Below are 14,078 nucleotides of genomic sequence, written 5' to 3' on the forward strand. Positions count from 1 at the left end.
ACCCGAACCCTCGATGTCCAACTCGGTGATCTGCACGTCCACACCGAGGTTCGCGAAGTTCTGCAACGTGGTCTGGTAGTTGGACGGCACCGGGCTCTGGCTGTTGAAGTGCGACTGGAACCCGACGCAGTCGATCGGCACACCCCGGGACTTGAAGTCCTGCACCATCCGGTAGACCGCCTGCGTCTTCGCGTGCGTCCAGTCGTCGGTGTTGTAGTCGTTGTAGCAGAGCTTCGCGCCCGGGTCCGCCGACCGCGCCGCCCGGAACGCCGCCTCGATCCAGTCGTTGCCGGTCCGCTGCAGGTTCGAGTCACGACGCGCACCCGACGAACCGTCCTGGAACGCCTCGTTCACCACGTCCCACGAATGGATCTTGCCGCGGTAGTAGGTGGCGACCTGGGTGATGTGGTTGAGCATGGCGTTGCGCAGGGAGGTGCCGGACATGTTCTGCATCCAGCCCGGCTGCTGCGAGTGCCACGCCAGGGCGTGCCCGCGGATCTGCATGCCCTGCGCGCGGGCGTGGTTGACGATCCGGTCGGCGTTGCCGTAGCTGAACTGGTTCTGGTTCGGCTCGGTCGCGTCCATCTTCATCTCGTTCTCGGCCGTGACCATCTTGAACTCACGGTTGAGAATGCCGACGTAGGTGGAGTCGCTCAGCTTGTTGGCCGCGACCGCCGTGCCGAAGTAACGACCGGTCTCGGCCGCCGAGGCCCCGAGAGTGGTCCCGGCGCTCGCGGTCGACGCCAGGAGCACCGCCGCACCCGCGGTGGCGGTCACCAACGTCGACACGAGCACTGCCCGTGACACTGACCTCGATGTCAGCTTCATGTTTCGCACCTTCTGGGAGCACCTGCGGTCTGGCGGCAGGTGGGTTGGGTGGTAGGCGACCCGGGCCACCAGGGCGGGGTGGCGCGGATCCGCAGGTCGGCGACAGCAGGGCCCGGTGCCACGGGTTCCCCTCCCCGCCAACATCAGTGGTCCGCCCGTCCGGCAGGACTGCCTGAAACATTTAGCAGTATCAACCGAAACAGATCGGTCTGGCAAGCGCCGGAACAGTCGCATTTTGCGGACTCCCGCACTGCACGTCGCCAACGTGGACACGGCGAACACCCGCCGCGCCGGGCCCGCGCCTACCGGTCCGACCCGGAGATCCACCCGGAAAAACGCACATGAACCGCCATACCGACCGCATCTGAACCGATTCTCGCTGCGACAGCAGCAGAACGACAACTATCCTCGATCACCATCGAAACAACTCGAAAAAATGTTCGCAACTTTCTCCGCTACGCGGGCGGCCCGGCGGTGCTGGCGCGCAAGACGAGGCGGGTCGGGACGAGCGTCGTGCCGGGACCGACCGGTTCGTTGCGGACCTGGCGCACGACGCGTTCCACGCAGCGGCGGCCGACCTCGGTGAAGTCCTGGTGCACGGTGGTGAGCGGCGGCACGAAGGAGCCGGAGTCGGGGATGTCGTCGAAGCCGACGACGCTCACGTCGCGCGGCACGACCTTGCCCTTCTCGTGGAACGCCCGCAGCAGCCCCAACGCCATCTGGTCGTTGGCCGCGAACACGGCCGTGCAGTCGGGCTCGCCGGCCAGCGCCAGACCGGCGCGGTACCCGGACTCGGCGGACCAGTCGCCGCGTGACAGCGGCGGGACGACCCGGCCGGCCCCTTCGAGTTCCGTCCGCCACGCCGTCGCGCGCCGCTCGGCCGCGAACGACTCCTCCGGCCCGGCCACGTGCCACACCGTGCGGTGGCCGAGGTCGAGCAGGTGGCGCACGGCCTGCCGGGCGCCGTCGACCTGGTCGGTGTCCACGACGGTGTAGCGGTCGTCCGCGTCGGAGTCCACGACGACGACCGGCACGCCCGCCGGCAGGCTCACCGTGGCGGCGTCGAGCAGGTGGATCTCCATGATCACGATCACCGCGTCGACGGCCAGCTCGCCGAGCCGGGTGAACGCGCCGAGCACGCCGTCCCGGGTGGGCACGGCGACCGGGATGAGCGTGATCGCGTAGCCCTCCTCGGCGGCCTGGTCCACGATCGCTTCGAGGGTCCGGCTGTTCCCGACGGACGACAGCGTGAACAGGATGACGCCGATCGTGCGGAACTGGCCGTACTTCAGCGCGCGGGCCGCGCTGTTGGGGCGGTACCCCAACTCCCGCATGGCTGCCAGCACCTGTTCGCGGGTCGAGCCGACGACGCTCGGATGGCCGTTGGACACGCGCGAGACGGTCTGCGCCGACACACCGGCGCGGCGGGCGACGTCCGCCATCGACACCCGACGAGCAGGGCGTCCGGGTGGATCAGTCGGCCCTTCGGCCGCCGGCCTGGTCAGGCTCACGCTCGACTGCTCCCTTCCGCGCCGAGCCTTGACGCCACGGCACCGCGCCGCCACTATAGCGCCGCCATGTTTGCGTAAACATGAAGTCTTGGTCGATCACACCGCAGCGTCGACCACGGCCCGGTCCGCGGTGATCGGCGCGGGCGGTGTCAGGCCGGGGGCAGCCGGTCGAGGGCGAGCAGGAGCAGCGACTCCAGTGCCGGACAGCGGTCCTCGGGGCCCTGCTTGACTGCCAGCACCGCCAGCAGCGCCGGCCTGTCGTCCGGGACCTCGACCGGTTCGCGGAGCAGGACCTTGATCATGCAGACCTCGCCACCACCGCCGCGCCGCGCGGGGTTGCCGTCGAGGACGATCCGCTCCCCCAACCACGCGACCGCCTTCGGCGTCTGGATCACCAGACCGGAGTCGGGGACGCCCTTCGCGTCGGTGGTGCCGCCGAGCGGCCACGTGCACTTGTCCGGCCCGGTCGCGATGCCCTCCACCGCCTGGACGCCCGTGGCCGCAGTGATCTCCAGGGCGGTGAGGAGGCCGCACAGGTCGTCGGCGGGGACGGTCTGCTTGGGGCGGTCGACCTCCTCGGCCCACATCTCCGCCTGGTCGGGGGGCAGGGAGGGCGGGACGGTGCGCGTCGACGACGACGGAGGAGCGGCGGCGGGTTCGGCGGGCGCGGCCGAGCAGCCCGCTACGAGAGCGAAGGCCACCAGCGCCGCTGCCGATGCCGGGAAGGCGGCGTGGCGGGTCATGATCGGCACTGTAACCGCCCTGCCGCCAGGCAACCGCGTCGGTGGAGCCCCCGGTCCGGAGGCTCCACCGACGCGGGGTCCACCTCAGAGGCCGCGTTCCAGGTGGTCCGCCATCAGCCTGACGAAACGGGACGGGTCGGGGAGGTCGCCGCCCTCCGCGAGCAGCGCCATGCCGTGCAGCAGCTCGGCGGACTCGGCCAGCCGGCTGTGGTCGTCGTTCCCGGCGAACGCCGTGTGCAGCCTGGTGACCAGGGCGTGGCCGGGGTTGAGCTCCAGCACCCGCTTCACCGGCGGCAGCTCCTGCCCCATCGCCCGGTACATCTTCTCCAGGGTCGGGGTCAGGTCGTGGGCGTCGCCGACCACGCAGGCGGGCGAGGTGGTGAGGCGCGAGGACAGCCGCACCTCCTTGACCCGGTCGGTCAGCGTGGTCGTCATCCACGCCAGGAAGTCGGCGAAGTCCTTCTGCCGCTCCTCCGCCTGGGCCTTTTCCTCCTCCGTCTCCAGGTCGACCTGCCCCTTGGCGATCGACTGGAACGCCTTCCCCTGGTAACCGGGCACGGCGTCGACCCACATCTCGTCGATCGGGTCGGTGAGGATCAGCACCTCGAAGCCCTTGGCGCGCAGCGCTTCCAGGTGCGGCGAGTTCTCCACGGTCGCCCGCGAGTCACCCGTCATGTAGTAGATGTGCTGCTGGTCGTCCTTCATCCGCTCGACGTACTGCGCGAGCGTGGTCGGCCGCTCGGCGTCATCGGTCGAGGCGAACGACGCGACGTCGAGGATGGCGTCCTGGTTCTCGGTGTCGCTGAGCAGGCCTTCCTTGACCGCCGCGCCGAACTCGCGCCAGAACGTCTCGTACGACTCGGGCTTGTCCGCCATCAGGGACTTGACGGTGGACAGCACCTTCTTCACCAGCCGGCGGCGCACGCTCTGGATCTGGCGGTCGTGCTGGAGGATCTCCCGCGACACGTTCAGCGACAGGTCGTGCGCGTCCACGACGCCCTTGACGAACCGGAGGTACTCCGGCATCAGCTCTTCGCAGTTCTCCATGATGAAGACCCGCTTGACGTAGAGCTGCACGCCGCGCTTGCGCTCGCGCATGAACAGGTCGAGCGGCGCCTGCGACGGGATGAACAGCAGCGCCTGGTACTCGAAGACCCCCTCGCCGTGCATGCGGATGGTTTCGAGCGGCTTGTTCCAGTCGTGGCTGACGTGCCGGTAGAACTCGGCGTACTCGTCCTCGGTGACGTCGGAGGCCGGGCGCGCCCACAGGGCCTTGCGGGAGTTGATCGTGGCGGGCTCGGCGCCGTCCTCGGTCGCCATCCGGATCGGCCACGTGATGAAGTCCGCGTACCGCTTGACGACTTCCTTGATCTTCGCGGTGGACGTGTAGTCGGCGAGGTGGTCCTCGCTGTCCGCCGGCTTGAGGTGCAGGGTCACCGAGGTGCCCTGCGGCACGTCGGCGACGTCCTCGATCGTGTAGGTGCCCTCACCGCTCGACTCCCACCGGACGCCCTCCGCCGAACGCGGGTGCTTCGTCACCAGCGTGACCTTGTCCGCGACCATGAACGACGAGTAGAAGCCGATGCCGAACTGCCCGATCAGGTCCTGCGACGCGGCGGCGTCCTTCGTCTCGCGCAGCTTGTCCAGGAACTCGGCCGTGCCGGACTTGGCGATCGTGCCGATCAGCCCGATGACGTCCTCGCGGGTCATGCCGATGCCGTTGTCCCGGATGGTGAGCTCGCGCGCCTCCCGGTCCACCTCGATGGCCACGTGGAGGTCCGACGTGTCCGCGACGAGGTCCTTGTCGCGGAACGTCTCCAGCCTCAGCTTGTCCAACGCGTCCGAGGCGTTCGACACCAGTTCGCGCAGGAACGTGTCCTTGTTCGAGTAGACCGAGTGGATCATCAGTCGGAGCAGCTGACGTGCCTCCGACTGGAACTCGAGCGTTTCCACGTTCGTCCTTTCTGTCCTACCGCCGTCGACCCGTGATCGTATCCGTTCTCCCGGTGGCCGGGTGCGGTGTGGAAAACCGGTCGGCCATCCGTGGTGCCGATCTCTATGGTTCTCCCTGATCGAGTGGTGGGAGGGGTCATGCGCACGCCGTACCCGCGCACGCCGCACCTCCCGTGGTCGCCAGGGGTGTCGGCGGACGACGTGCGGATCGCCGACCTGGGGCGGCTGCGCGGCCGTGAAGTGGTGGTCACCGAGAAGCTGGACGGGGAGAACACCACCCTGTACGCGGACGGGGTGCACGCGCGGTCGCTCGATTCGGCGCACCACCCGTCCCGGTCGTGGGTCAAGGGGCTCCAGGGCCGGATCGGGTCACGGCTGCCGCGCGGGTGGCGCGTCTGCGGTGAGAACGTCTACGCCCGTCACTCGATCGGCTATTCGGACCTGGCGAGCTGGTTCTACGGGTTCTCCGTGTGGGACGGCGACCGCTGCCTCGACTGGGACCGCACGGTGCGCTTCCTGCGGGACGTGGGTGTGCCCGCTCCCCCGGTGCTGTGGCGCGGGGTGTTCGACGAGCGGGCGCTCCGGAAGCTGCGGGTCGACACCGAGCGGCAGGAGGGCTTCGTCGTGCGGACCGTCGACGGGTTCCCGCGCGCGGAGTTCGGGCAGCGGGTGGCGAAGTGGGTGCGCGCCCGGCACGTGCGGACCGACCAGCACTGGATGACGGCACCGGTGGTCGAGAACGGGCTCGGCCCGGCGTCGGTGCTGTGGGACGTGCGGTCCGGTGCGCCGTTCGACGCCGCGGCCCTGTTCTCGGCGGTCGGTGTCGCGGGTGATGCGGAGCCGGCGCTGGCCGTGTGCGCCGGTGGGACAGGCGACGCGCGGCTCGCCGCCGTCCTGGCGGCCGGGTTGCACCGGGTTCGACGCGGACGGGTGATGCCCTTGCTGGCGGGGCCGGTCGGGGTCGGGGTGGCACGGCGCGTGGGTGATCTCGTGGGCCTGCACCGCCTGCTGCACGAGCCGTTCCCCGACGAGGCGCGCCGGGCGGGGTTGCTGCGCATGTCGACGGCCGTCGACCTGGACGTGCTGCACGCCGTGTCGGCCGCCGTCTCCGACGACCGCGCCGCGCGTAACCAGGTGGCCTGGTCCGCGCTGCACGCCGAGGAAGTCGGGTCGTGGGAGCGGCTGCGCGCGGGGTTGCGGGAGCGGCTGGGGCACGGCCCGGTCGGTGATCGGTGCTGGGCCGAGGCGCGGGACGCGAGCCTCCGGGCGGGGCGGGTGCTGGACGTGGCGGAAGCGGAGGCCGCGACCTGGCGGTGGCGCTCGGGTGACTTCCCGGCGTTGGTGCAGCTGGTGGGGCTCTCCGGGAGCGGCAAGACCACGTTCGCCGCCGGGCTGCCCGACGTGGACGAGCGCGTGTCGCTGGACGACCTGCGTGCCGACGCTGGTGACCGGGCCGACCAGCGGGCCAACGGCCGGGTGCTGCGCGCCGGGCTCGACCGGCTCGACGCGGCGCTGCGCGTCCACCGGACCGTGGTGTGGGACGCGACCTCGCTGGTCGACCAGCAGAGGTCGCTGGTGCACGCGGTCGCGCGGCGGCACGACGCGATGGTGACGCACGCGGTGGTGTTGGTGGACGAGCGCGAAGTGGCCCGGCGCAACGGGATGCGGGAGCACGCGGTGCCGGCGGCGGTTCTCGACGCGCAAGCACGCCGGTTCAGCCCGCCGTACCCGTGGCAGGCCCACCGGACCTGGTACGTCGGCGCGGACGGCGCCTCCGCGCTCGACGAAGGGGACCTGTGATGCGCACCAGCGAAGAGGTCTACCACCGGATCCGCTGGGACCCGCGGTTCGACCCGGCCCGGTTCGTGTTCGGCGTGCAACAGCGTGGCGCCAGGCCGAAGCGGGTCGCGCTGTCGTCGTTCGTGCCGGGTGGCGAGGTGCCGTGGCACCGGGTGCTGTTCGTGGAGGCCGACGGCGAGGTGGTCTGGGACCGGGCCACCGGACTCGACCGCGTCGGTTCGTCGGGCGCCGGGCGAGTGCGTGCCCCGCGCCGGTTGCGCGCACCGGTGTTCACCGCCGGCACGCCACACGCCTGGGACAACGGTTGGGTGCCCGCCGAACCGGTGGGGACGACCGTGGAGACCGTGCGGGTGTTGACGTGGAACGTGCTGTGGGACCGCTACGACAGCGACCGCATCGACACGGCCCGCCGCCGTCCGCTGCTGTTCGCCGAGCTGGCGGCGGCCGACGCGGACGTGATCGCGTTGCAGGAGGTCGAGCCGGAGCTGCTCGTCGCGCTCCTCGCCCAGCCGTGGGTGCGCCAGAGCTACACCGTCGACGTCGACCCGCTCGGCCCGGACGTCGACCGCACGGGTGTGGTGGTGTTGAGCCGGCTGCCCGTGATCGAGGCCGGTCGGTTGTCGCTCGGTGCGCACAAGGCCGTCGCCGCGGTCGTCGTGGAGACCGCCGGCGGGCCGCTCGTGGTCGCCGCCACGCACCTGACCAGCGACCACACCGCCAACGGTCCGTCGAAGCGGCGGGCGCAGCTGGTGCGGGTGGCCGAGGCGTTCGCCGGGGTCGAGGGCGAGGTGCTGCTGGTCGGGGACTTCAACGACGGCGGACGGCGGCCGGCCGAGGTGCTCGGGATGCGGGACACCTGGCTGGAAGCGCGGTCCGACGAGCCGCCGACGTTCGACCCCGTGGCGAATCCCCTGGCCGCTGTCTCGTCGCTGTCGGGCCGCGCCTCGCGACTCGACCGGGTGTTCGTGCGCGGCCGGCTGCGGTGCGTCGGGACCGAACTCCTGGGCACCGAGTCCACCGACGGCCTGTTCGTGAGCGATCACTACGGGGTGCTGGCGAGCCTGGCGCCCTCCGTGCCGTCCGGCTCGCTGGACTCGGAACCGACCCCGCGCACGGCCGTGGTGTGGCTGCCGGGGCCGTGGGAGGAGGTCGAGCGCGTCCGCCGTGACCACGACCCGCGCGCCGACCGGTGGCCGCCCCACGTGACCGTGCTGTTCGGGTTCGTCCCGGAATCCGACTTCGACCAGGCCGTGCCGCTGCTGTCCGAGGCGGTGGCGGAGGTGCCGGCGTTCCCGGTGCGGGTGGCGGGGGTGCGTTCGTTCGGGCAGGACGTGGTGTGGCTCGACCCGGCGGCGGCGGGCGTCACGCCGTGGACGGCGCTGCACGACGCGGTGCGGCGGCGGTTCCCCGGCTGCCGGAGCCGTGACCGCTTCACCCCGCACCTGACGGTCGGCGGGTCCGCACGCGCGGCCGAGCGGATCGGCGAGTGGTCGGGGCGGGTGGACGAGGTGGTGGTGCTGTCGCGCCGGGGCGACGGCCCGATGCTCCCGCGCGCGGCGGTCGCGTTGGGGACCGGTGAGGTGCGGTGGTTCGAGGAGCCCGCGAGTGAAGCGGGACCGTCACTGGACGCGGTGGCCGAACGCGTTGCCCGCGCGTTGACCCCCGCGTTGGACGTGGTGCACGTGGTCGGGTCGCGGCGGATGGGCTGTGGCCTGCCCGACGCGGACCTGGACCTGGTCGTCGTGGCGGCGGATCCGACGACCGTGGCCGACCGGGTGGCCGCCGCGCTGCCGGGGGTGGCGGTTCGACCGGTGATCGGCGCCCGGACGCCGGGGTTCCGGATGGCCGTGGACGGGCTGGACGTGGACCTCGCGGTGGTGGCCGGCGGTGCGGCGGACCGCGAGGTGGCGATGAGCGCGATCTCGGACGCGGACGCGGTGTCGGCGGCGGTCGGGGGTCGGGTCGACGAGTTCCGACGTCTTGCCCGTGAGGTGAAGAGGTGGGCTCGGGCACGCGGGTTGGACTCGGCGCCGTTCGGAGGTGTCCCGGGTCTCGGCTGGTCGGTGCTCGCGGCGAGGACCGTGCGCGACTGGGACGGCCCCGACCTGCTCGCCGGTTTCTTCACCCAGTGGGCCGCGTGGGACTGGCGCGACCCGATCGGTCTGGTCGCAGCACCCGCGAGCACCGGCGCTCCGGTGACGATCATGACCCCGACCGCTCCCGTGCGTTCCTGCACCGAGCAGGTCGGCCCCGGATTCCGGGACCTGCTGACGGCCGAGCTGTACCGGGCGTGGGAGATCGTGGCGGCCGGTGGACCCGGCCTGTCCGCCCCACCCGACGCGCACCGCACGCACGCCGCTTGGGCGTTGGTCACCGTGCCGCGCGGGCTCGTGGGTCCGGTGCGCGGCCGGATGCGTGCGCTGCTCACGGCGTTGGAGGTGGCGGGCGCACCGGACGCCCACGCTTGGCCCCGACCGGTCGGGCGGGAGCCGGACTCGGTGCGGTTCGCGATCGGCTTGGGCCGCCGTCCCGTGTCCGCCGCCGTGCTCGCCGAGGTGGTCGCGTCGTGGCGGAGCGGGCTGCGCGGTGTCGAGGTCGTCCGGGTCGGGAACGGCGATGTACCGACCCTGCGCTGAGGCCCGTCCTGGGGTGGATCCGATCAGCGGTGGCCGGCGAACGGGCACGTCGAAGTCAGCTGGGCCGACACGGTGTCCGCCGCCCAGCCAGGGCGGCGGCGGTCCACGCGGCAGTCGGAGTCCTGTCCGCGCGGATCACCGACGTCACCACGGGCTGCCTGATCATCCGATACCGATGATCCGCTGGTCGCGCGTCCTGGTGTCGATCCAGGCACTCCGGAGTTATGAGCTCCAGGTGGCCGCCGGGCCACGCGCGTGACCGCCCACCGCTGATCGGGTGGGCGGGGTCTTGGGGTGACCGACCGGACTCGCACCGGCTTCGACCAGATCCACAATCTGGCGCCTCGTCTACTTCGGCTTCGGCCACAGTCGTCCCGCCAGGCTTCGAACCTGGGACCTTCCGCATGTCGAGCGGATGCTCTACCGGCTGAGCTACAGGACGTCTTCTGCCACGGCACGAACAGAAGAGCCGCCCGGATCGGTTTCCCGATGGGCGGCTCCCCGGTCACGACGAAGGTCACGTCATGGCAGGAAGTCCGTGCAGCGCAGGAGCATCGAATGGACGGGATGGACCGCGTGTCGCATGGTCATCATGATGTCCGCTCCTTCCGCTGTGGTGTGGGGCAAGCATGCCTGTCGGACTCCAAGTGGTGCAACGCCTTTACCAAGCCCTTCATGCAATCGCTCGGCTACGATCCACCGCATGCCGGAACCCCGCACCCTCGCGGACCTCCCCTTCGCCTCCTACCTGGAGGACCACGACGGAGAACACCTGGAGCCGGGCGGCGACTACAACGTCGTGCGCTTCGCCGACCGGGAGTTCCCCGCCCAGGCGGCGGGGAACGCGAGGTTCAGCGAGTCGGCGATGTCCACCGTCAGGTTCACCGACGGGTCGTTGCGGCGGTCCCGGTTCAACGACGTCTGGCTGCACGGCGTCCAGGTCATCGGCACCGACCTGGCCGAAACGGGCTGGCTCGACGCGGAGATCGTGAACAGCGCGTTCGCCGGGGTGGCGCTGTTCGAGTCGTCCATGAGCCGCGTGGTGTTCTTCGGCTGCAAGCTCGTCTCGATCAACCTCCGCGGCGCGAAGCTGCGCGACGTCACGTTCGTGAACAGCATCCTGCGCGACGTGGACTTCACCGAAGCCGAGCTGACCAACGTGTCCTTCCCCGGCTCCACCCTCGAAGACACCCGGTTCGCGCAGGTCAAGCTCAAGAAGGTGGACCTGCGCGAAGCCGCCGAACTGGGCATCCGCAACGGTGTCGACTCGCTCAAGGGCGCGACGATCACCCTCGCCCAGGCGTTGGACCTGGCCCCGGTGTTCGCCCACACGCTCGGCATCACGGTGAAGGACTGACCCTCGGCGCCGCGCGGAACCCGAAGTGCAGGTAGGGCGAACCGTCGGGCAGGTCGTAGAACACCACGGGTGCCCACGGGTCGTGCTCGTTGCGCCGTGCCGCGAAGATCCCGTCCCCGACCGGCACGAGGTCCATGTCCAGCGGCGTGCTGACCTTGGCCAGCTCACCGCTGTTCACGCCGCGCAGGTGCAGCACGCCGTCCCGCTCGGTCACCTCCACCGTGAAGCCCTCACGCGGGTAGCAGCCGACGTACTGGGCGATGTCCACCACCGGCGGCTCGGCGGGCGGTGCGAAACGCGGCACGGCGACACCGGCGCACTCGGTCAGCAACTCGCTGAACAACCGGGAGTAGACCTCGTTGGCGACACCGCCGTTGGCGAGCAGCGCCACCGCCACCCCCGCCTCCGGAACCACCCGCAGCACCGCCTTCTGGCCGATCGTCGCGCCGTCGTGGCCGATGACGCGACGGCCGGGCCAGTCGTAGAGGATCCAGCCGAGGCCCCAGTCCAGGTGCGAGGCACGGCGGAACGGCGGCGACACCTGCGGTTCGCGCATCGCGGCGACCTGCTCGGCGGGCAGGATCACGGTGCCGTCCGGCGCGCGTCCGCCGTCCATGTGCAGTCGGGCGAACCGGACGACGTCGGCGGCGGTCGCGGTGATGGTCCCGGCCGGGCCGGCGGAACGGGCGAGGTTCCACACGGGCGCGGGCACCGGGTCCTCACCGGGTTCACCGAGATGGCCCAGGGCCGCGCGGAACCTCAGCGCCTCCTCCGGGAGCGTCATCGTGCTCCGCACACCCAACGGGGTGAGGATGCGTTCTCGCAGCGCGACGTCCCAGACCTGGTCGGTGAGCACCTCGACGATCCGGCCGAGGATGCTGAAACCGCTGTTGCAGTAGGACATCGTGACGCCCGGCGGGTGGTTCTGCCCCAGCGCCGCGCACGCCGCGACGTACACGGCCAGGCAGTCGTCGCCGCGCCCGGTGTCGTGGAAGAAGTCACCGTCGATGCCGCTCGTGTGCGAGAGCAGCTGGCGGGGCGTCACGGTCTTCGTGGCCACCGGGTCGGCGACCGCGAAGCCCGGCAGCACCGACGCGACCGGTGCGTCCAGGTCGAGCCGGCCCTCCGCGACCAGCTGCATGATCAGTGTGGCGGTGTACAGCTTGGTGATCGAGCCGATCTGGAACAGCGAGTCGGTGGTCGCCTCGACTCCGGTGCCGACGTGCAGCACGCCGGTCGCGCACTCGTGGATCTCACCGTCGACCAGGACGGCCAGTGACGCGCCTGGCACCCGATGCTCTTCGCACAGCTCCGCAAGCCGGTTCTTCCAGTGGTCGATGTCCATCGCCCGCTCCCCCCGGATGCCGCGAAAATACCGTCGTACCAACACGTTAACCGACTCTGTGATCTACGGGAGGGCGCTTTCCTCCGACCAGGTGTAGTCGGGCGGGCGGTAGTCGCGGCAGCGGGAGAGGAGCCGGTCGAGGTCGTGGTCCACCAGCAGCATCTCGCGGTACGGCGGCTTGAGGAATCCCTCCTCCACCATGTGGTCGATCATCTTCAGCAGGTGCCCGAAGTAGCCGTCGACGTCCAGCAGGCCGACCGGCTTGGTGTGCAGGCCCAATTGAGCCCACGTCCAGACCTCGAAGAGCTCCTCCAACGTGCCCGCGCCGCCGGGGAGCGTGATGAAGGCGTCGGCCAGGGTCGCCATCAACGCCTTGCGCTCGTGCATCGACTCGACCACGTGCAGTTTTGTGAGATTTCCGTGCGCCACCTCCCAGTCGACCAGGCTGCGCGGGATCACCCCGGTGACCGAGCCGCCGGCAGCCAGTGCCGCGTCGGCCAACGCCCCCATCGTGCCGACCCGCCCGCCCCCGTAAACCACCTCGGTGCCGCGTTCGGCCAAGGTGCGGCCGACCAGCGCGGCGACCTCGACGTGCCGAACCCGGCCGCCGGACGAACCGCAGAACACACACACCCGCATGCACCCACGGTAGGACGTCGGCGGCGAGGCGGCCGAGATCACCCGAAAGGGGGGCCGAATTCGGGCATGAATGGAATCGCCGGAATTGTTGCCGAAGAAGAAAGGTGTGGCACTCGGCCACTCATGCTCGGGGTAGGACCTGGGTGGCCGGGCAGTCCTGGGTGGCCGGGCAGTCCTGGGTGGCCGGGCAGTCCAGGAGCCCGGGAGTCCGGAAGCCAGGGTGTCCGGGAGCCCGGGAGTCTGGAAGCCGGAGAGAAGGTCGGGGGCGGAACAGCTAGGGAAGGTTGGCTGCGGGCCGCCGAGGGACGGTCAGCCGAGGACGGTCAGCGGCCCGGCAGCTCCAGAACGGAGTCGGCTGCCGGGCCGTCGGGGTGGTCAGCGACCCAGGCCGGCGCCTCCGTTGACGCCGATGACCTGGCCGGTGATGTGCCCCGCCTCCGGTGACGTCAGGAACGCCACCGCCGCGGCCACGTCGGAGGGTTTGCCGGTGCGGCCGTTGGCGGGTTGTCCGACCAGCTTCTTGCGCCGCTCCTCGGACAGCGTGCCGCCGAAGAACTCGGTCTCCTCGGTGACCCCCGGCGCCACCACGTTCACCGTGATGCCGCGACCGCCCAACCCGAACGCCAAGTCCGCGGTCCACGCTTCGATCGCCGCCTTCGCCGGCCCGTAGCTGCCCGAACCGCGTCGGGCCGCGATGGAGCCGATCGTGACCACCCGGGCGTCGTCGGCCAAGCGCGGCTCGAGGGCGGTGGTGACGAGGACGGCGGTGAGGACGTTCGACTCGAAGTTCGCGAGCCACAGCTCGCGCACGTCCGCCAACCCGTCCGGCGCGGGGCGGCGGCGGGCCATGTTGCCGCCCGCGTTGTTCACCAACACGTCCACCCGCTCCGGCAACTCGTCCAACGCCGCCTGCACCTGTGCCGGGTCGGCGGCGTCGAACACCACCGCCCGCGCGCCGATCTCCGCCGCCGCCGCGCCGAGCACGTCCGCGCGCCGACCTGTCACCACGACGTCCAGCCCCTGCTTCACCAACCCGGCCGCCACTGCCTTGCCGATCCCCGTCCCACCACCGGTCACGACCGCTGTTCTCGTCATGCCATGGTCCTATCAGCGCGATTCGGCCGGGTCGATCCGCTCGTCGGCCCAATAATTCCCGCGATTGTTCACATTTGTGATCACGCCCCCGTCCCGACGCACCCGGTCGCGGTCGGGTGAAAGTGCCTACCACGTTCGAAGGTTCATTTTCAGTCGAAGGTGGAATTGACC

General features: G+C 70.9%; 10 protein-coding genes and 2 tRNA genes. 3 read left to right on the forward strand and 9 right to left on the reverse strand.

Features of this window, described 5'->3' with window-relative positions; translation table 11 throughout:
• From OQ02_RS32045 to htpG, 4 genes are all read right to left on the reverse strand, one after another.
• Positions 1 to 828 (reverse strand): endo-1,4-beta-xylanase (locus OQ02_RS32045; RefSeq protein WP_033442431.1); only part of this gene is annotated, 828 nt, incomplete at its 3' end.
• Between the two features lie 455 nt (positions 829 to 1,283).
• Positions 1,284 to 2,339, reverse strand: coding sequence for a LacI family DNA-binding transcriptional regulator (locus tag OQ02_RS32050; RefSeq protein ID WP_331281561.1), 1,056 nt, complete (start codon positions 2,337 to 2,339; stop codon positions 1,284 to 1,286).
• A 149-nt stretch (positions 2,340 to 2,488) separates the two neighbouring features.
• Positions 2,489 to 3,082 (reverse strand): hypothetical protein, encoded by a 594-nt coding sequence (locus OQ02_RS32055; protein ID WP_156077447.1) that lies wholly within the window; start codon positions 3,080 to 3,082, stop codon positions 2,489 to 2,491.
• A gap of 84 nt (positions 3,083 to 3,166) precedes the next feature.
• A complete protein-coding gene (gene htpG, locus OQ02_RS32060) occupies positions 3,167 to 4,987 on the reverse strand; it encodes a molecular chaperone HtpG (protein WP_051773063.1) in 1,821 nt (606 codons plus the stop codon).
• A gap of 186 nt (positions 4,988 to 5,173) precedes the next feature.
• Between htpG and OQ02_RS32065 the strand changes: the two genes are divergently transcribed.
• Positions 5,174 to 6,835, forward strand: a complete 1,662-nt coding sequence (locus tag OQ02_RS32065) for an RNA ligase family protein (RefSeq protein ID WP_033442399.1) — start codon at positions 5,174 to 5,176, stop codon at positions 6,833 to 6,835.
• Positions 6,835 to 9,471 carry an RNA repair domain-containing protein gene (locus tag OQ02_RS32070; protein WP_033442433.1) on the forward strand — a complete coding sequence of 879 codons (2,637 nt, stop codon included), beginning with the start codon at positions 6,835 to 6,837 and terminating at the stop codon, positions 9,469 to 9,471. The genes OQ02_RS32065 and OQ02_RS32070 overlap by 1 nt, the downstream gene beginning before the upstream one ends.
• A gap of 290 nt (positions 9,472 to 9,761) precedes the next feature.
• Here the strand turns inward: OQ02_RS32070 and OQ02_RS44325 are convergent.
• Positions 9,762 to 9,838: transfer RNA gene (locus OQ02_RS44325), tRNA-His, on the reverse strand.
• A 2-nt stretch (positions 9,839 to 9,840) separates the two neighbouring features.
• Positions 9,841 to 9,913 (reverse strand) — tRNA-Val (locus OQ02_RS32075).
• A gap of 261 nt (positions 9,914 to 10,174) precedes the next feature.
• Here OQ02_RS32075 and OQ02_RS32080 point away from each other — a divergent pair.
• Entirely contained in the window at positions 10,175 to 10,828 is a 654-nt protein-coding gene (locus OQ02_RS32080) for a pentapeptide repeat-containing protein (protein ID WP_033442400.1), read from the forward strand.
• Here the strand turns inward: OQ02_RS32080 and OQ02_RS32085 are convergent.
• From OQ02_RS32085 to OQ02_RS32095, 3 genes are all read right to left on the reverse strand, one after another.
• Entirely contained in the window at positions 10,812 to 12,173 is a 1,362-nt protein-coding gene (locus OQ02_RS32085) for a serine hydrolase domain-containing protein (RefSeq protein WP_033442401.1), read from the reverse strand. The two genes, OQ02_RS32080 and OQ02_RS32085, sit on opposite strands and share 17 nt — an antisense overlap.
• Before the next feature lie 63 nt (positions 12,174 to 12,236).
• Entirely contained in the window at positions 12,237 to 12,812 is a 576-nt protein-coding gene (locus tag OQ02_RS32090) for a TIGR00730 family Rossman fold protein (protein ID WP_033442402.1), read from the reverse strand.
• Positions 12,813 to 13,187: 375 nt separating this feature from the next.
• Entirely contained in the window at positions 13,188 to 13,907 is a 720-nt protein-coding gene (locus tag OQ02_RS32095) for an SDR family NAD(P)-dependent oxidoreductase (RefSeq protein ID WP_033442403.1), read from the reverse strand.
• Between the last annotated feature and the right edge of the window lie 171 nt (positions 13,908 to 14,078).

Origin of the sequence: Saccharothrix sp. NRRL B-16314 (assembly GCF_000716595.1) — a bacterium.
Classification (GTDB): Bacteria; Actinomycetota; Actinomycetes; order Mycobacteriales; family Pseudonocardiaceae; genus Actinosynnema.